Source organism: Sphingomonas sp. SORGH_AS_0879, from assembly GCF_030819175.1.
Taxonomy (GTDB): Bacteria; Pseudomonadota; Alphaproteobacteria; order Sphingomonadales; family Sphingomonadaceae; genus Sphingomonas.
Genome location: NZ_JAUTBJ010000002.1, coordinates 749,303 through 767,155, shown reverse-complemented (window position 1 = coordinate 767,155; position 17,853 = coordinate 749,303). Strand labels below are relative to the sequence as shown.

Annotated in this window: 14 protein-coding genes; 11 read left to right on the top strand and 3 right to left on the bottom strand. The window is 66.8% G+C overall.

Features of this window, described 5'->3' with window-relative positions; all coding sequences use genetic code 11:
- Positions 1 to 41 precede the first annotated feature (41 nt).
- Complete coding sequence (locus QE379_RS04370; protein WP_306998207.1) at positions 42 to 1,280, top strand: hypothetical protein; 1,239 nt, start codon at positions 42 to 44, stop codon at positions 1,278 to 1,280.
- Between the two features lie 387 nt (positions 1,281 to 1,667).
- Here the strand turns inward: QE379_RS04370 and QE379_RS04365 are convergent, their stop codons facing one another.
- Both QE379_RS04365 and QE379_RS04360 read right to left on the bottom strand, forming a co-directional pair.
- Positions 1,668 to 2,441 carry a metallophosphoesterase gene (locus QE379_RS04365; RefSeq protein WP_306998204.1) on the bottom strand — a complete coding sequence of 258 codons (774 nt, stop codon included), beginning with the start codon at positions 2,439 to 2,441 and terminating at the stop codon, positions 1,668 to 1,670.
- Positions 2,442 to 2,469: 28 nt separating this feature from the next.
- Positions 2,470 to 3,558: a catalase family protein gene (locus QE379_RS04360; RefSeq protein WP_306998202.1), complete on the bottom strand. Its 1,089-nt coding sequence runs from the start codon at positions 3,556 to 3,558 to the stop codon at positions 2,470 to 2,472.
- A 284-nt stretch (positions 3,559 to 3,842) separates the two neighbouring features.
- Here QE379_RS04360 and QE379_RS04355 point away from each other — a divergent pair, with 284 nt between their 5' ends.
- The 7 genes from QE379_RS04355 to QE379_RS04325 all read left to right on the top strand — a co-directional run bounded on the left by QE379_RS04355 (position 3,843) and on the right by QE379_RS04325 (position 10,454).
- Positions 3,843 to 4,871 (top strand): quinone-dependent dihydroorotate dehydrogenase, encoded by a 1,029-nt coding sequence (locus QE379_RS04355; RefSeq protein WP_306998199.1) that lies wholly within the window; start codon positions 3,843 to 3,845, stop codon positions 4,869 to 4,871.
- A gap of 46 nt (positions 4,872 to 4,917) precedes the next feature.
- Entirely contained in the window at positions 4,918 to 6,663 is a 1,746-nt protein-coding gene (gene ggt, locus QE379_RS04350; protein ID WP_306998197.1) for a gamma-glutamyltransferase, read from the top strand.
- A gap of 76 nt (positions 6,664 to 6,739) precedes the next feature.
- Positions 6,740 to 8,527, top strand: a complete 1,788-nt coding sequence (locus QE379_RS04345; RefSeq protein ID WP_306998195.1) for a long-chain fatty acid--CoA ligase — start codon at positions 6,740 to 6,742, stop codon at positions 8,525 to 8,527.
- 214 nt (positions 8,528 to 8,741) lie between these two features.
- Entirely contained in the window at positions 8,742 to 8,978 is a 237-nt protein-coding gene (locus QE379_RS04340; RefSeq protein ID WP_306998193.1) for a helix-turn-helix transcriptional regulator, read from the top strand.
- Positions 8,978 to 9,463 carry a hypothetical protein gene (locus QE379_RS04335; protein ID WP_306998191.1) on the top strand — a complete coding sequence of 162 codons (486 nt, stop codon included), beginning with the start codon at positions 8,978 to 8,980 and terminating at the stop codon, positions 9,461 to 9,463. Before QE379_RS04340 ends, QE379_RS04335 begins: the two co-directional genes overlap by 1 nt.
- Positions 9,460 to 9,945 carry a hypothetical protein gene (locus QE379_RS04330; protein WP_306998189.1) on the top strand — a complete coding sequence of 162 codons (486 nt, stop codon included), beginning with the start codon at positions 9,460 to 9,462 and terminating at the stop codon, positions 9,943 to 9,945. Before QE379_RS04335 ends, QE379_RS04330 begins: the two co-directional genes overlap by 4 nt.
- Positions 9,942 to 10,454, top strand: coding sequence for a hypothetical protein (locus QE379_RS04325; RefSeq protein WP_306998187.1), 513 nt, complete (start codon positions 9,942 to 9,944; stop codon positions 10,452 to 10,454). Before QE379_RS04330 ends, QE379_RS04325 begins: the two co-directional genes overlap by 4 nt.
- 71 nt (positions 10,455 to 10,525) lie before the next feature.
- Here the strand turns inward: QE379_RS04325 and QE379_RS04320 are convergent, their stop codons facing one another.
- The gene (locus QE379_RS04320; RefSeq protein WP_306998185.1) at positions 10,526 to 12,049 is read right to left on the bottom strand and encodes a fumarate hydratase; all 1,524 of its coding nucleotides are present in this window, start codon (positions 12,047 to 12,049) and stop codon (positions 10,526 to 10,528) included.
- Positions 12,050 to 12,196: 147 nt separating this feature from the next.
- Between QE379_RS04320 and QE379_RS04315 the strand changes: the two genes are divergently transcribed.
- The 3 genes from QE379_RS04315 to QE379_RS04305 all read left to right on the top strand — a co-directional run bounded on the left by QE379_RS04315 (position 12,197) and on the right by QE379_RS04305 (position 17,672).
- Entirely contained in the window at positions 12,197 to 14,839 is a 2,643-nt protein-coding gene (locus tag QE379_RS04315; protein ID WP_306998183.1) for a bifunctional diguanylate cyclase/phosphodiesterase, read from the top strand.
- Between the two features lie 94 nt (positions 14,840 to 14,933).
- Positions 14,934 to 15,389: a DUF3429 domain-containing protein gene (locus QE379_RS04310; RefSeq protein ID WP_306998181.1), complete on the top strand. Its 456-nt coding sequence runs from the start codon at positions 14,934 to 14,936 to the stop codon at positions 15,387 to 15,389.
- Positions 15,390 to 15,749: 360 nt separating this feature from the next.
- On the top strand, positions 15,750 to 17,672 hold the full coding sequence (locus QE379_RS04305; RefSeq protein WP_373461840.1) for a ribonucleoside-diphosphate reductase subunit alpha: 1,923 nt from the start codon (positions 15,750 to 15,752) through the stop codon (positions 17,670 to 17,672).
- The last annotated feature ends 181 nt before the right edge of the window (positions 17,673 to 17,853 follow it).

Genomic DNA, 17,853 nt, shown 5'->3' with positions numbered 1-17,853 from the left:
ACGGTCGGTGAAGATTATAGTTACCACGAGGAATGCCTTTCATGACATCGTCCGGGCCGCGTCGCATCGCGCGCCTCCTTGCCCTGACGCTGGCGCCGGTGCTCGCTCCGATGCTGGCCGGGCCCGCCCTCGCCCAGACCGCGCCCCAGGATGGTGATGCCGCTCCCCGCCCCTCGACGAGCGGCCTGGACGGGTTCAGCCTGAGCCCGCGCACGACCACCCCACAAGCCGTGCCAACGCCGGTTCCGACCCCGGCGACGCCGCGCCTCGTCCTGCCGAGCCAGCGCGCGCTCGAAGCCACGCCGACGCCGACCCCGCGTGCCACGCCCACCCCCCGGCCCACGCCGCGCGCGACCCCGGCCCCCGCCGCCACGCCACTCCCGGTCGAGACGCCCGCCCCCACCCCGTCGCCCGAGCCGCCCGCGACCCGCCTGCCCGATCCCGAAACCTCGCCCGATGCGACGATGGCCAACCGGCCCGATGCGGGTGCCGAGGGGATGACGATCACCAACGCCCAGACGACAAGCCCGGCGATCGCCGCCCCCGGCACCGCCGCACCGGAAAGCGGCGAGGCGGAGCGCGACCTGCCCTTCTGGCCGCTGCTGATCGGTACGGGGCTCGCCGCGCTCGCCATTGGCCTGTGGCTGGGTCGTCGCAGCCGTCGCCCGCAGGCGCTGCCCGCGCCGACCATCGCCCCGGTGCCGCCGCCCGCCGAGCCGGTGGACGAACGCCCCGCCGTCCCTCGCGCGCCTCAACCGGCCCCGGCCCAACCCGCCGCCGCTCCCGCCCTGCCGCCCGAGCCGAGCTTCCTGGCGGTCGAGGCGCGTCCCTTGCGCGTCGGGCTGAACATGCTGTCGGCGACGATCGAGGCGGAAGTGACGGTGCATAATACCGGCGCGACCCCGATCGGGCGGGTCGCGGTCGATCTTCGGCTGCTGAGCGCCCATGCCGGGCTCGACGCGCAACTGATCGAACTGGCCCGTCAGCCCCAGGGGCGCCCGATCGTCCCGCCCTTCGCGCTGGGGGCGGGCGAGAGCCGTACCGTGCGCGGCGTCACGGCGTTGCCGCGCGAGGCGATCCATGTGATCGACGCCGCCGGTCGCCCGATGTTCGTCCCCGTCCTCGCCGCCGCGGCGCATACCGACTGGGGCGTCTCACGCTGCGCCTATGCGGTCGGGCTGGAGCGCGTCGACTCGACCAAGTTGTCGCCGATCTGGCTCGACCAGCCGGGCCGGATGTTCGACCAGGTCGCCGCGCGCCCGCATGTGATGAAGGGGTAAGCGGACCCGAGGCGGAGCCCGGTTTCGGAAGGCGGTCGGCGAAACTCAGGATGGTTGGCGCGGAGGCGTGGAGGACGCGGAACTGTCTTGCACGCCGCATCTATGTCCTGTTGCTATCGACCTGTGATCGGTAGGGTGACCGCGCCACCAGCCCGACACCTCCGCGTTCTCCGCGCCTCCGCGCGAACATCTTTATGATCCACACGATGCGCGTGGTCGTGGCCTTCGACTTCGCTCAGGCTGAACGGAGGTTGGGAAGCGATTACGTCAACGCCGGTAGAGCCGGTGCCTTCTGAACCCGGACATAGTCGCTGAGAACTATACCAAACCCCGTTCAGCCTGAGCGAAGTCGAAGGCCGCACCCCGCCCAAACCAAACCCAAACCGATCACCCCGTCCGCATATCCTCGGTGATGACATGCGGCGCGGTTTCGCCGAAGCGGCGGACCAGCGTCTCGAACGCCAGCCCCTCGACACGGATCTCGTTGAAGGCGGGCGGGGTCTTGCGGGTGCGCTTGGACAGGGTGCCCGCACCGATCATCCGGATGATCCAGCCATTGCGATCGACCGGCACATCGAACGGGTCATGGACATGCCCGCTCAGCACCGCATGGGCACCCGCCGCCGCGAGTTGGGTCAGCGCTTCGTCGCCGTTGCGGGTCTTGGCCGTGCCCTTGGTCCCGCCCTCGATCAGCGGGTGGTGCGCGGCGACCAGGATCAAATGATCCTTGGGCGCCTGCTCGATCAGCGCGAGCGCACGGCGGAGCGAACCGAGGCTGACCCGCCCCTTGGACCAGTTCCACCGCCACTGGGCGCGTGCGGTGGTCTTGAGCGGCACCACCGTCACGCCGGGCAGGTCGAGCGGTTTCTCGATCATCCGCTCGACCGCCGCATAGCGCTGATAGGGCGCGAAGAACCGCCGGAACGGGTCCCAATAATAGGGGATGTCGTGATTGCCGACCTCGACCGTCACCGGCACGCCCAGCGATCGCAGCCATTCCCCGCCCGCCTGAAACTCGCGCTTGGTCGCGCGCATGGTCAGGTCGCCGGTCATGATGACCGCATCGGGCTTTTCCTCCGCCACCCGCTCGGCGAACCAGGCGAGGGCGGCGGGGTCTTCGGCACCGAAATGCACGTCGCTGACATGAAACAGACGGATCATGCCGCCAGTCCTAGCCCTTGGGCCATCATCACGGCAACTCGGCCAGTTCGCGCGGCTCATGCATCGGACAGCCATTCACCCGACCGCGATAGTCCGCCGAGAAGCGATAGGTGTCCTTGCGCGCCCGGTTGACATTGCCCAGCGGCTGATGCGCGGCGAGGCCGTGCCAGATGCTGTAGGACAGTGCGTCGTCGATCGCCTTGGTCTCGCCATTCTGCCAACTGATCTGCGGTTCGGCGGCGAAGGTCGCGACGGTGACATAGGGACTGTCCTCCTCGCTCCATTCGGCGGTGGCGTCCTCGATCGGCATGGATTCCAGATCGCGGTTGAGCTGGACGCGGAGTTCCCACTGGCCGCCCTGCTCGATCATCACTTCGCGCACCACCTCGCGCAGCGCATCGGGCCGGTCGTGGGTGTCCACCGTGTCGCCGGTTAACTGGGTCAGGGCGGGGCTGACGGGGAAGAGGGCGAATTTGGCGACATGGTCGCCATAGCGGAACGGCGTCTGGCTGTAATAGGTCTCGCCCAGCGGATGGACCTGCTTCGCCCCGCCCAGCGTCTGGAGCGTCGGGCTCTCGATCCCGACCGTCTCCAGCGTCGCCTCGATCCCGCGAAGGATGCCCGAGAGCAGCTTCTTGCCCCCTTCCGCCTTGTCGGTGGTGGTGGCCAGCATCTTCAGATTCTTGGCGAAGGCGTCGGCGGTCGGCGCGGTGAAGACCGGCGCGTTGGCCATCACGAAATCCTGGGTCGCATCGCCCTCCGAGCCGGGCAGCCGCTCGCCCTCGACCCCGATGACCTTGAGCGCCAGCCCGCGCGGCAGGCCGATCGCGTCGTCCAATATGTCGCCCGGATTGGTCGAGATGCGCGCCACCGCCTCATAGTCGCCGCCCCGCGCGAACAGCCCCTGCGCCAGTTCGGGCGGAAGGCCGTCATGAACGGTCAGCGTGCCCCGGATGATGCCGTGCGCCTTGGCATGGACCGCGCGGACGCCGTGGCCATAATCCTTCGACGTGGTGTCAAGGATATGCGCGAAGGACTGCTTAATCTGCTCGACGGTTTCGCCTTCCTCTGGCTTCACGTCTTCGATCTGCGGGGTGAATGGCACGGGGGTCTTCATCGGGGCTCTCCCTATAGGCCTCCACAAACCCATGTTATGTCATAGCGTTCCTTGGAGAAATTCGGGTGAAAAGGTGCACGCCAGCCGATCCGGGCACTCCCCTCCCGCAAGCGGGAGGGGATGGGGGAGGGAACGCCACGGGCGACAGTCTCGGTGAGACACCCTCCCCTCCCCCCAACCCCCTCCCGCCTGCGGGAGGGGGAGTAGTGAAGATGGGAGGGGAGTAAGAAGCGGGCCGCTCCCACACCTTTCCCCTCCCCGCGCAATCCGCTAACCGGCCCGACATGGCCTTTTACCACCCGCTCCTCTTCGCCCTCGATGCCGAACGCGCCCATGGTCTGACGGTGGCGATGCTGTCGCGCTGGGGGTCGCTGGGGGCGCCGCTGGGGGTCGATCCGGCGCGCTATCCGCGTCTGGCGACACGCGTGGCGGGGATCGACTTCGCCAATCCGCTGGGGCTGGCGGCGGGCGTGGACAAGAATGGCGAGGCGATCGACGGCTTTTTCGGCCTGGGCTTCGGCATGGTCGAGATCGGCACGCTGACCCCCAAACCCCAGCCCGGCAATCCCAAGCCCCGCCTGTTCCGGCTGGTCGAGGACAAGGGCGTCGTCAACCGCTATGGCTTCAACAATGGCGGGCTGGACGCGGGGCTGGCGCGGGCGAAGGCGGCGAAGCGTAAAGGTGTGCTGGGCATCAATGTCGGTGCGAACAAGGACGCCGCCGACCGGATCGCCGACTATCGCCACGGCGTGACCCACGCCGCGCCGATCGCCGATTATGTCACGATCAACATTTCCAGCCCCAACACGCCGGGCCTGCGCGATCTGCAACATGGCCCGGCGCTGACCGAGTTGCTGGCGGCGTCGCGGGAGGCGGCGGGCTCGGTGCCGCTGTTCCTGAAGGTCGCGCCCGACCTCGAACCCGCTCAGATCGATGAGATTTCGCGCGCCGCGATCGACCATCGGCTGGATGCGATCATCATCGGCAACACCACCATCACCCGCCCCGATGTGAGAAGCGCCAACGCCGCCGAAACCGGCGGACTGTCGGGTCGCCCCCTCGCCCGGCTCGCCCGAGCCCGGCTGGCCGATTTCCGACAAGCCACCGGGGCTGCCATGACGCTGATCGCGGCGGGCGGGATCGATAGCGGGGCGGAGGCCTATGCCCGCATCCGGACGGGGGCGAGCCTGGTGCAACTCTATTCGGCGCTGGTCTATGAAGGGCCCGGTCTGGCGGCGCGCATCCTGGCCGATCTCGACACGCTGCTCGCCCGCGACGGATTCGCGAACGTGGCGGAGGCGGTCGGAGCCTGACGTTACGGCTTGGCGCGGGGCGGGCCTTGCCGCTAGGATCGCGGCCATGAAGCACTGGCTCCTGTCCGTCGCGGCGCTCGCGCTGCCCTTCGCCACGCCCGTCGAGGCGCGCCAGCCCGCCCCGAAAGCCCCGGCCACAGGGATGGTCAGCGCCGCCGACCCCCGCGCCGCCGCCGCCGGGGTGGAGATATTGCGCGCCGGGGGCAGCGCCACCGACGCCGCGATCGCGACCATGCTGGCGCTGAACGTGGTCGAGCCGCAAAGCTCCGGCATCGGCGGCGGCAGCTATTGGGTCCGCCATGACGCGCGCGGCACCACCACCATCGACGCGCGCGAAGCCGCGCCGATGGCCGCCACGCCGCAATGGTTCTACGGCCCGGACGGCCGCCCGCTCAGCCATTCCGAGGCCGTGCCCGGCGGGCGCAGCGTCGGCGTGCCCGGCGCGTTGCGGGGCATGGCGCTGGCGCATGCCAAGGGCGGCAAGCTGCCCTGGGCCCGGCTGTTTCAGCCCGCGATCCGGCTGGCCCGCGACGGTTTCGCGCTGACCCCGCGCCTCCAGACCGCGCTGACCCGCTATGGCGACCATGTCGACGCCCCCAGCCGCGCACGGCTGACCGGACCGGACGGCCAGGTACTTCCGCTCGGCAGCATCGTCCGCAACCCGGAACAGGCCGCGCTGCTGGAGCGGATCGCCAGGCTCGGCCCCGATTATTTCTATGTCGGACCGCAGGCGCAGAAGCTGGTCACTACGGTCAACACGGCGGCGCGCAATCCGTCGAAGATGACCACCGGCGACCTGGCCTCCTATGCCGCCAAGCCGCGTCCGCCGCTCTGTGCCAGCTATCGCGGCTATCGGATTTGCAGCATGGCCCCGTCCTCGGGCGGCGGATCGACCATGTTGTCGATCCTGAAACTGCTCGAACGCTTCGACATGGGCAAGCTGGGCAAGGATTCGCCCGTCGCCTGGCATCTGTTCGCCGAGGCTTCGCGCCTCGCCTATGCGGACCGCGACATGTATCTGGGCGATCCCGATTATGTCCGAGTGCCGCTGAAGGGTCTGTTCGACCCGGCCTATATCGCCAGCCGGTCCGCCTTGATCTCGCCCGACCGGACCATGGCGTCGGTTTCGCCCGGAACGCCCCCCGGCGCGCCGCCGCGCGTCCGCGCCCCGGTCAGCGAGGTGCCGGGCACCACCGATCTGGTGACCGTGGACGATGCGGGCAATGTCGTCGAGGTCACGACCACGGTCGAAGGGTCGTTCGGCTCCGGCCTGTCGGTCGACGGCACGATGCTCAACAACGAGCTGACCGATTTCGACATCGTGCCGGTCAAGGACGGCGATCTGGTCGCCAACCGGGTCGAGGGCGGCAAGCGTCCGCGCAGTTCCATGTCGCCGACCATCGTCTATGGCCCCGACGGCCAGGTCCGCCTCGCGATCGGCGCGGCGGGCGGCTCGACCATCATCGCGCAGGTCGCCAAGGCGATCATCGGCGTCATCGACTGGAAGCTGAGCGCGCAGGACGCGATCGCGCAAGGGTTGCTCTTCGCACCCTATAAGGTCGCGACGGTCGAAAAGGGCACCGCGCTGGAGGCACTGGTGCCCGGCCTGCAAGCGCTGGGCGAGACGGTCACGGTCGCGCCGCTGGGCCTCAAGGCCAATGCGATCGAGCGCGTCGACGGCCGCTGGGTCGGGGCCGCCGATCCGCGCAGCGAAGGCGTCGCGATCGACGTGACCGGCCGCACGACCGAGATCCAGCGGGTCGGCGACAAACCCGGTCGCCCGCCGGAATAAGCACACGAACCCGACAAGCATACAAAGAGCCCGATCGCGCGTTTACGGACGCGATACGGGCCGGTGGGAGAGGCATATGCGCACGCTGGAATATTTCCCCAATCTCGTCACCATGTTCTTCACCCGCGCCGCCGAGAAGGGCGACGCGCCCTTCCTGTGGCGCAAGGACGCGGGCGAATGGCGCTCGATCAGTTGGGCGGAGACGGCTCGGCAGGTCGCCAGCCTGTCGATGGCGCTGAAGGCGACGGGCCTGCAACACGGGGACCGGGTGATGCTGGTGTCGGAGAACCGCCCCGAATGGTGCATCGCCGACCTCGCCATCATGGCGGCGGGCTGTGTCACGGTGCCGACCTACACCACCAATACCGAGCGCGATCACGCGCATATCATCGAGAATTCGGGCGCGCGCGCGATCATCGTCTCGACTCAGAAGCTGGCGACGACGCTGATGCCCGCCGCGCTACGCTCCAACCATGTCCAGACGGTGATCGGCCTCGAGGCGCTTCGCCTGGGGCCGAGCCAGATCGACTGCCGCCAATATGATGCGATGATCGCCGAGCATCCGACCGATCCGGCGGAGGCCGCCGCGCGGGCCGACTTCACCCGCGAGGATCTGGCCTGCATCATCTATACCTCGGGCACCGGCGGCGCGCCGCGCGGGGTGATGCAGCATCACGGCGCGATCCTGCACAATTGCGCCGGGTGCAGCGCCGTCATCGCCGAGGATTTCGGCTGGGACGATGAGGTGTTCCTGTCCTTCCTCCCCCTCTCCCACGCTTATGAGCATACCGGGGGGCAGCATTTCCCCATCTCGCTGGGCGGGCAGATCTACTATGCCGAGGGGCTCGACAAGCTCGCCGCCAATATCGAGGAGGTGCGCCCGACGATCATGTTCGTCGTGCCCCGCCTGTTCGAGGTGCTGCACACCCGCATCGCCAAGGCGATCGAGAAGAAAGGCGGCCTGGGCGCGCGGCTGCTCGACCAGGCGCTGGCGCTGGGCGCACGCAGCTATGACGGCAAGCTCCGGCTGATCGATCGTCCGGCACAACTGGCGGTCAACATGCTGTTCAAGCCCAAGATCGCCAAGCGCTTCGGCGGCCGGTTGAAGGCGATGGTGTCGGGCGGCGCGCCGCTCAATCCCGAGATCGGGCTGTTCTTCCACTCGATCGGCCTGACCCTGCTGCAAGGCTATGGCCAGACCGAGGCCGCCCCCGTCATCGCCTGCAACCGCCCCCGCGCGGGCGTGCGGATGGAGACGGTCGGCCCGCCGCTGGCGGATACCGAGGTGCGGATCGCCGAGGACGGCGAAATCCTGGTGCGCGGCGAGCTGGTCATGCACGGCTATTGGCGCAATCCGGTCGAGACCGACCGGGTGTTGAAGGACGGCTGGCTGCACACCGGCGATATCGGCGAGTTCGACGCGGCGGGACGCCTGCGCATCACCGACCGCAAGAAGGACCTGATCATCAACGACAAGGGCGAGAATGTCGCCCCCCAGAAGGTCGAGGGGATGCTGACCCTCCAGCCCGAGATCGGCCAGGCGATGATCGCGGGCGACCGGCGGCCCTATATGGTCGCGCTGATCGTGCCCGACGCGGAATGGACCGCCGAATGGTGCGCCAAATCCGGCACCGGCTGCAACCGCGCCGCGCTGGACGACGATCTCGATTTCCGCGGGGCCATCTCGGCGGCGATCGACCGGGTCAATCGCGACCTGTCGGTGAGCGAACGCATCCGCCGCTTCATCATCGCCGACGAACCCTTCGCGATCGAGAACCAGCAACTGACCCCGTCGCTGAAAATCCGCCGCCACGTATTACGCGAGGTGTACGGCGAGCGCCTGAACGCCCTCTACAAAAACTAACCCATTCCTCCCCAAGCGAGCTTGGGGAGCGGGACCGCCGGGTGCCAGCCCGGTGGTGGAGGGGCATGGTCCCGTCGCTGACGTTGCCCGCCCCTCCACCATGCTTCGTATGGTCCTCCTTCCCATCGGAGATGGGGAGGGATGATTTCCCACAAGCACACATCCCAAAAAACGAATCGTTGTGTAAACACAACATCTCGTATAGCGTACCTATATGCACAATCGGATCGCCCTGTTCCGCAACGACCGCAGCGTGTCGCGGCGCGAGCTGGCGGAGGCGGTCGGCGTCAATCCGCAGACGATCGGCTATCTCGAACGCGGCGACTATAAACCCAGCCTGGAACTGGGCCTGAAGATCGCCGCCTATTTCGACGCGCCGGTCGAACTGGTCTTCTCGCTCTCGCCCTTTCCCTCGCTCACCGACGCACTGCGCCGGGATGGAGACGCCTGATGGATTATGACAGCCGTCGCTGGACCGGCCGCTACGCGCCGGGGGAAGCGCCGCCCGGATGGAGCAGACCTTATCGCAGCCATTCGCTGCGCTGGACACTGCTGGCGATCATCGCCCTTACGCTCGCCCTGGCCATCGTCCAGGTCCGGTTCGATATAGGCGAAGGCATCGCACCGATGTTCGTTGCCGGCCTCAGCGTGGCCTCCGGTCGCTCACCCTTCGCAAGAGGTCGCGGTCGCGACTATGACGAGTTCGAAAGGCAAGCGCTGATGCAGGCGCATCGCCGTGCCTATGCCGCGATCAGCACCCTTGCGGTTCTGGCCATGGCATGGTGCGCCGTGGCGAGCCGCTATCACTGGCCGATGCCGGATGGATTCTGGGACTGGGCGACATGGGTCGCGGCGCTTCTGATCGTCGCCAGCAACCTGCCGGCGATGCTCGCCGAATTCGCCATTCCCTTCCCCGATCAGGAGGACGCTGCATGACCGGCTATCGCGACGGATACGACTTTCGCAAATGGTATGCCGCCAGCATGAAGCAGCGACCGCGACGCTATTGGGTGCGGTGGGGACTGGCGGGATCGACGGTGATCGCACTGGCGAGCGTGATACTCGCGCGGGGCGATCACCCGCCTTTCTTCCTGATGGCGCTTCCCGGCTTCTTCATCTCCTTCTCGCCCTTTGCGCGCGACAGTTGGGCGAGCGGACGAGGGCTGACCGTCTATGACGAGTTCGAGCATGCCGCGCTGCTGCGCGCCACCGCGCGCGCCTTCGCCACCTATATCGGCCTGATCGCCTTGCTCATAAGCTGGATGATCACCGCCCCCGGCCTCGGCTGGCCGGTGCCGACCGAACCGATGCAATGGACCGGGTGGCTCATCACGCTGCTGGTCATCGGCATCAGCCTGCCCGCCACCTTCGCCGAGTTCATGGTTCCCATGCCCGATCGGGAGGACGAGGTGCTGTGACGAACCAACGGCTTTTCGAACGGCTTGACGCGATGGCCCGCTGGACCGGCATTCCCGCCTTCGCAGAGGGCAGGCCCCGACGTCGGCCTTTGCGCGGTCCCGCCACATTCTCGCTGATCCTGGCGCTGGCGGGCTATATCATGGTACTCGGATCACCGCGACGCGCTGCGCTCGGCCTGATCATTCTCATTGTCGGGCTCTCGATCGGCAATTTTATGAGACTGCTCGGGCCCCTCAAGCCCTTCGGCGCGATGGAGCGGGTCGACGAATGGGACCAAGCGGCACGGGCTGGATCGATCGCGTTCACCTATATGCTGGTATCCGCGACCGCGCCCCTCAGCCTGATCCTGCTTGCGGCAGTGGCGAATTGGGCGCGCTGGGACATGGCCAGGCTGTCGGAGGCGATGGTGGGGACCGGGTTTCTATTGATGACCGTCTTCTCGGCGATGCCCACCGCCCATGCCAGTTGGACGGTGCGGTGGGTCAGGGATGAAGACCCGATCGACTGACCGCAAGGTCTGCCCCTCCACCATGCTTCGCATGGTCCCCCTCCCCATCGGAGATGGGGAGGATTTTGACCTCAGGCCGGGGTCAGCAGGCCTTCCTTGGCGATCTTCTCGCGCCACACCAGCGGGGCCAGGGTGTGGACGTTCTGGCCCTCGGCATCGACCGCGACGGTGACGGGGAAATTCTCCACGTCGAATTCGTAGATCGCCTCCATGCCCAGATCCTCGAAACCGACGACCTTCGATCCCTTGATCGCGCGCGCGACGAGGTACGCCGCGCCGCCGACGGCCATCAGATAGGCGGACTGGTGTTCGCGGATCGCGTCCGTGGCGGCGGGTCCGCGCTCGGCTTTGCCGACCATCGCCAGCAGGCCCTGGTCGAGCATCATGCGGGTGAACTTGTCCATGCGGGTCGCGGTGGTGGGGCCCGCCGGGCCGACCACTTCCTCGCCGACCGGATCGACCGGGCCGACATAATAGATCACCCGCCCCTTGAACTCCACCGGCAGCTCTTCGCCGCGGTCGAGCATGTCCTTGATCCGCTTGTGCGCGGCGTCACGGCCGGTCAGCATCTTGCCGTTGAGGAGCAGCCGGTCGCCATGCTTCCAGCTCTTCACCTCTTCAGGCGTCAGCGTGTTGAGGTCGACCCGCTTGGCCGCCTGCAAGTCCGGCTTCCAGTCGACCTTGGGCCATTCCTCCAGCTTGGGCGCTTCCAGATAGACCGGGCCGGAGCCGTCCAGCGTGAAGTGTGCGTGACGGGTCGCGGCGCAATTGGGGATCATCGCGACCGGCTTAGACGCGGCGTGGGTCGGCCAGTCGAGGATCTTGACGTCGAGGATGGTGGACAGCCCACCCAGCCCCTGCGCGCCGATGCCCAACGCATTGACCTTGTCGAACAGCTCGATGCGCAATGCCTCGATATCGTTGCGGGGTCCGCGTTCCTTCAACTGCCCCATGTCGATCGCGCCCATCAGCGATTCCTTGGCGAGCAGCACCGCCTTCTCCGCCGTGCCGCCGATGCCGATGCCGAGCATCCCCGGCGGGCACCAGCCGGCACCCATTTGCGGCACCATCTCCAGCACCCAATCGACGATCGAGTCGGACGGGTTCATCATCTTGAACTTGGACTTGTTCTCCGACCCGCCGCCCTTGGCCGCGACGTCGACGGTGACCTTGTTACCCGGCACCATCTCGACATGCAGGACCGACGGCGTGTTGTCCTTGGTATTGCGGCGGGTGAAGGCGGGGTCGGCGAGGATCGAGGCGCGCAGCTTGTTTTCGGGGTGGAGATAGGCGCGGCGCACGCCCTCATCGACGACTTCCTGCAGCGAACGGTCGCCCGACAGGCGGCAATCCTGGCCCCATTTGACGAAGACGGTGACGATGCCGGTATCCTGGCAGATCGGGCGATGCCCCTCCGCGCACATCCGGCTGTTGGTCAGGATCTGCGCAATCGCGTCCTTCGCCGCCGGGCTCTTCTCGGCCTCATAGGCTTGCCCGAGCGCGCGGATATAATCCATCGGGTGGTAATAGCTGATGAACTGGAGCGCGTCGGCCACGCTCTCGATCAGGTCGGTGTCGCGGATCAGGGTCGTCATGCGCCGCCTTTTGCGACAGCCGGACGCGCTGTGCAATGTCGACATGAGGTCCGGCACGCCCGCTGAGGGCGGCTTCAATCATTCTTAACGTCAATCATGGCAGGAGCGGTCCCAAATCCCTGGGATCGCAAACCGCGCATGTCGTCCGTGACCACCGACCGAATACCGCTGCTGGCCCTGATCGGTCTTGTCGAGGACAATGACGAGCTGCTGATCGCGTCGCATATCAATCGGTTGAAGACTTTGTGCCGGACATGGCCATTGGCCATTCTGCAGAATCTGATCGCGATGGCCGTGATACTCGGCTTCAGTTCTCTGGGTGATTCGCGCGCGTTGTTGATCGAGAAGACGGCGGCGTGCGGCGTTATCTTGTTCGTCGCGCTGGCGATCGGGATTTTTCTTTATCACGGCGTTTCACGACAAAAGCCGCTTTACCAGATGAAGCGGTGGCTCGGCCTGTTGAGCCTGGTCCTCGCCTTGGCGACCGGCCCGCTGCTCTTCATCGTCGCGCGGGCGCATCATGGGCCCAGCGGATGGGGCTCGGCGCTGGCGCTCGCCTGCACGATGTGGGTGACGGCGGCGATGCTGCATCCGGTGCGGGCGGCGATGCTCGGCTATTCCTTCGGCTTCGCCTTCCTGGCGCCGGTCGCGGCGATCGCCTGGGGCATATCGGTCCTGCCGGTCCTGGCGGGGGTCGGGCCGGCCATGTTGCTGCTCGTCGTCAAGGCGTGGCGCATGGGCCGGCTGGATTATGATACCGCCAGCGTCAGGGCGCAGGAATTCGGCCAGGGGAAACAGGCGGTCAAGATGATCGCCGAGTTCGAGGAACATGGCACCGGCTGGTTCTGGGAAACCGATCGGCGGGGACGGCTGACCTATCTGTCCCGGAAAGTCGCCGAGGATCTGCGCGCATCGGGTCTGGATTCCACGGGGCGGATGCTGACCGAGATCTTCCAGATGGACCCCTCCGCACCGGGGACCGAGCGGACCCTGTCGTTCCACATGGCGTCGCGCACCAGCTTTTCCGACTATACGGTCTGCACGGTGGCCGACGGCCCCGAGGCCGAACGCTGGTGGTCGATCTCGGGCCGTCCGATCATCGACGGCATCGGGCGGTTCCGGGGTTTCATCGGCTCGGGCTCCGACCTGACAGAGAAGCGCCGGTCGGAGGCGGAAATCACCCGCCTCGCCCTGTTCGACAGCCTGACCGGGCTGGCCAATCGCCAGCGGATGAAGCTGTCGCTCGACAAGACGCTGAAGCAATCGCTCAGCCCCTATCGCCCGACCGCGCTGTTCCTGATGGACCTGGACCGCTTCAAGGCGGTCAACGACACGCTGGGCCATCAGGCGGGCGACCTGTTGCTGCAACAGGTCGCGCGGCGGCTGGAGCAGGTGGTCGGCGATGTCGGGCTGGTCGGACGGCTGGGCGGCGACGAGTTCCAGATCCTGCTGCCCGGCATCGATGCACGCGACCGCCTGGCCTCGCTCGCCAGCGAGATCATCGCGACCCTCTCCCACCCCTATGAGATCCAGGGCAACGAGGTGACGATCGGCTGTTCGATCGGCATCGCGATCGCCCCCCATGACGGCGCGGATTCGCAGACGCTGATCCGCAACGCCGATCTGGGGCTCTACGCCGCCAAGGGCGACGGGCGCGGCGTCCATCGCTTCTATGCCGAAGCGATGCTGGAGGGCGCACGCAGCCGCAAGCGGATGGAGGAGGACCTGCGCATCGCCATCTCGCAGGGCCAGTTCCAACTCGCCTATCAGCCCATCGTGTCGACCCGCGATTCGCAGATCGTCGGCTATGAGGCGCTGCTGCGCTGGAACCACCCGACGCAAGGCGACATCTCGCCCGTGCAATTCGTGCCCGTGGCGGAGGAATGCGGGCTGATCGAGCAGATCGGCGAATGGGTGTTGCGCACCGCCTGTACCGAGGCGGCGGGCTGGCCGCTGCCGGCGCGGGTCGCGGTCAACGTCTCGTCGATCCAGTTCGCCAAGCCGCATCTGCCGGCGCTCGTCGCCCAGGCGCTGGCGCAGTCGGGGCTCACGCCGTCGCGGCTGGAGCTGGAGATCACCGAGAGCGTGTTCCTGAACGACGACCAGGAGTCGCAACGCCAGTTTGCCGCGCTCAAGGCGCTGGGCATCCGGCTGGCGCTCGACGATTTCGGCACGGGCTATTCCTCGCTCGGCTATCTGCGCCATGCGCCGTTCGACAAGATCAAGATCGACCAGTCCTTCGTGCGCGGCGCGATCCGGACCGGCAGCCGCAATGCGGCGATCATCCGGGCGATCGTGACCCTGGCCGACACGCTGGGCATGGAGACGACCGCCGAGGGGGTCGAGATTCAGGACGAGATCGCGTTGATCCGCGACCTGGGGTGCAGCCATATCCAGGGCTATGTCTATGGCAGGCCCACCACCGTGTCCGAGGTTCACCGGATGCTGGGGGAACGGGGCGGTCGCGCCGAGCCGGTCGGGCTCAAGTCCAATCGCTCCCCGCGTATCAAGATCCTGCGGACCGCCCAGATCCTGTCGGGCAGCGCGACGATCGACGTTCGGATCCGCGACCTGTCGACCACCGGTACGATGGTCGAGGGGCTTCCCCCCGCCTATATCGTGGGCGGAGCGGCGGTAGGAGTGCGCCTGGGCACGGACAAGCCCTTGCGGGGCTATATCCGCTGGGAACGCGAAGGCCGGGTCGGTATCGCCTTCGCATCCCCCCTGCCCGAGGATCACCCCTGGCTGGAACCCCCCGAAGCCGAGGAACCACATCGCCATATGGCGTAAAGGAGCCGATGCGATGCCGGACGCGCTGAGGATCGGTCGGGGATAAGCGGGATAGGAACATCCCCCCGTACGTTCGCGCCCCATGACGTCACCCATGTCGCCCGCGCCGACACCCGAAGCCGCCTCGCCCCGCACGCCCGCGCTCAGCCTGATCTTCGGCTATGGCCCGGCGCTGGTCCTGCCGATCGCCGCGCTGGCCGCTTGGACGCGGGTGCCGCTGGCGCTGCTGATCGGGCAGATCTGGGGAGCGGCGATCCTCGTCTTCCTGGCGGGGGTCGTGCGCGGGCTCAGCTTCTTCACGCCCGGTGGCCCGCATCTCTCGCAGATGTTGACGATGATTCTGCGATTCTCGCTGGGGTTGGTCGCGCTGATCGCGGGGCCGCCGACGGGGTTCGCACTGTTGATCCTGGGCTATGCCTCGATCGCGCTGACCGATCCCTGGATCGCGCGCTGGGGCGGGGCGCCGCTTCATTTCGCGCGGCTGCGCCCCCCGCAAATGATGGTCGCGCTGATCGGCCTGATCGCGATGTTCCTGCTGTCGCTCGGCTGATCCCGAACGCCGAAAAATTTTTTTGGGGGCTTGCGCTTCGCGAACCCCGCAGCAATCCATGCGTCGCGGCTTTCGCGCTGCCGATCCGCACCGCCATTCGTCGCAACCAACCCCCTCGCCAGGCTTTAACCTCTTGCGGTGCTCGCCGGGATTTTCCACTATGGATTGTGGAAGAGGCCGGGAACGGCCCCAAGCACTGGTAGTAGGGGTCATGCCCGACAGGCATGACGAGGAATGGAAACCAAGCCCGGAATCGGGACCTTGGGAACCGTCCTGCCCATGCTGCCGCGACGCCTGCGCGTCGTGCCGGGGCCATGCCGACGACCCGAACGGGACCAGAACAAGGGAGCGGCATCGATGATGGATTTCAGGGATAGCCGGGATAGCGACATGACGACTGATATGCTCGAAAAAATGGCGGCGGACACGGCTCAGGCCAGCACCCCCGCCCCGACGCCCGCCGATACCAAGTCGGTGCGCCCGCAACCCTATCCGGTCGAGGTCGATCATGCCCGCGACGCGCGGCTGACCGATTTCGGCAAGGAAACGCTCAACGACCGCTACCTCCTGCCCGGTGAAAGCTATCAGGACCTGTTCGTGCGCGTGGCCTCTGCCTATGCCGACAATGCCGAACATGCGCAGCGGCTGTACGACTATATCTCGAAGCTGTGGTTCATGCCCGCCACGCCGGTGCTGTCGAACGGCGGCACGGGTCGCGGCCTGCCGATTTCCTGCTATCTCAACTCGGTGCCCGACAGCCTGGACGGCATCGTCACCACCTGGAACGAGAATGTCTGGCTGGCGTCGCGCGGCGGCGGCATCGGCACCTATTGGGGCCAGGTGCGCGGCATCGGCGAGCCGGTCGGCCTGAACGGCAAGACCAGCGGCATCATCCCCTTCGTCCGCGTGATGGACTCGCTGACGCTGGCGATCAGCCAGGGTAGCCTGCGTCGCGGTTCGGCGGCCTGCTATCTCGACATCTCGCACCCCGAGATCGAGGAGTTCCTGGAAATCCGGAAACCCAGCGGCGACTTCAACCGCAAGGCGCTGAACCTCCATCACGGCGTGCTGATCCCCGACGCCTTCATGGAAGCGGTGCGCGACGGCGCCGAATGGCATCTCAAGAGCCCGAAAACCGGCGAGGTCCGCGCCACGGTGGATGCGCGCGCGCTGTTCCAGAAGCTGGTCGAGACCCGCCTGGCGACCGGCGAGCCGTACATCGTCTTCGCCGACCATGTGAACAGGAACATGCCCAAGCATCACCGCGAGCTGGGCCTGAAGGTTTCGACCTCGAACCTGTGTTCGGAAATCACCCTGCCGACCGGCATGGACCATAAGGGCAAGGACCGCACGGCGGTGTGCTGCCTGTCGTCGCTCAACCTGGAAACCTGGGACGAGTGGAAGGACGACAAGGGCTTTATCGAGGACGTGATGCGCTTCCTCGACAATGTCCTCCAGGACTATATCGACCGCCACGAGCCGGGCATGGAGCGTGCCGCCTATTCGGCGGGTCGCGAGCGTTCGGTCGGCCTGGGCGTCATGGGCTTCCACAGCTTCCTCCAGGCGCGCGGCATCCCCTTCGAGGGTGCGATGGCCAAATCCTGGAACCTGCGCATGTTCAAGCACATCAACGCGCAGGTGAACCAGGCGTCAATGACCCTGGCCGTCGAGCGCGGGCCCTGCCCCGATGCGGCGGATGTCGGCGTGATGGAGCGTTTCAGCTGCAAGATGGCGATCGCGCCGACCGCGTCGATCAGCATCATCTGCGGCGGCACCAGCGCGTGCATTGAGCCGATCCCGGCGAACATCTATACCCACAAGACGCTGTCGGGGTCGTTCGTCGTCAAGAACCCCTATCTCGAAAAGCTGCTGATCGAGAAGGCGAAGAATTCGGACGCGGTCTGGAACTCGATCCTGGAGCATGGCGGCTCGGTCCAGCATCTCGACTTCCTGAGCCCGGAAGAGAAGGACACGTTCAAGACCTCGTTCGAGATCGACCAGCGCTGGCTGCTCGAACTGGCGGGGGACCGGACGCCCTATATCGACCAGGCGCAGTCGCTGAACCTGTTCATCCCGGCGGATGTGGAAAAGTGGGACCTGCTGATGCTCCACTTCCGCGCCTGGGAACTGGGCATCAAGTCGCTCTATTATCTCCGGTCGAAGTCGGTGCAGCGCGCCGGTTTCGCAGGGAGCGGCGGGGTCGAAGCCGACAACACGATCAGCGCGCCCAAGTTCGAGATCGGTGAGACCACCGATTATGACGAATGCCTGGCGTGTCAGTGAGGTAACAGCCTGACGGGAAGGTGAAGTCATGGACTCTCACGCCCCCAAACGTCCCTCTCCCCTTGTGGGAGAGGGAAGGGGCCCACGGCCGAAGGTCGTGGGAAGGGTGAGGGGCAACGCCCAAGGCCTGACCAAGCGACAACGCCTTCCCGCTGCTACCGTCACCCGCTCGCGTGAATTG

Excerpts from the sequence above, each read along its gene's own strand:
- QE379_RS04370 (WP_306998207.1), top strand. The coding sequence starts at position 42 with ATGACATCGTCCGGGCCGCGTCGCATCGCGCGCCTCCTTGCCCTGACG.
- QE379_RS04365 (WP_306998204.1), bottom strand. The coding sequence starts at position 2,441 with ATGATCCGTCTGTTTCATGTCAGCGACGTGCATTTCGGTGCCGAAGAC.
- QE379_RS04360 (WP_306998202.1), bottom strand. The coding sequence starts at position 3,558 with ATGAAGACCCCCGTGCCATTCACCCCGCAGATCGAAGACGTGAAGCCA.
- QE379_RS04355 (WP_306998199.1), top strand. The coding sequence starts at position 3,843 with ATGGCCTTTTACCACCCGCTCCTCTTCGCCCTCGATGCCGAACGCGCC.
- ggt (WP_306998197.1), top strand. The coding sequence starts at position 4,918 with ATGAAGCACTGGCTCCTGTCCGTCGCGGCGCTCGCGCTGCCCTTCGCC.
- QE379_RS04345 (WP_306998195.1), top strand. The coding sequence starts at position 6,740 with ATGCGCACGCTGGAATATTTCCCCAATCTCGTCACCATGTTCTTCACC.
- QE379_RS04340 (WP_306998193.1), top strand. The coding sequence starts at position 8,742 with ATGCACAATCGGATCGCCCTGTTCCGCAACGACCGCAGCGTGTCGCGG.
- QE379_RS04335 (WP_306998191.1), top strand. The coding sequence starts at position 8,978 with ATGGATTATGACAGCCGTCGCTGGACCGGCCGCTACGCGCCGGGGGAA.
- QE379_RS04330 (WP_306998189.1), top strand. The coding sequence starts at position 9,460 with ATGACCGGCTATCGCGACGGATACGACTTTCGCAAATGGTATGCCGCC.
- QE379_RS04320 (WP_306998185.1), bottom strand. The coding sequence starts at position 12,049 with ATGACGACCCTGATCCGCGACACCGACCTGATCGAGAGCGTGGCCGAC.
- QE379_RS04310 (WP_306998181.1), top strand. The coding sequence starts at position 14,934 with ATGTCGCCCGCGCCGACACCCGAAGCCGCCTCGCCCCGCACGCCCGCG.
- QE379_RS04305 (WP_373461840.1), top strand. The coding sequence starts at position 15,750 with ATGGATTTCAGGGATAGCCGGGATAGCGACATGACGACTGATATGCTC.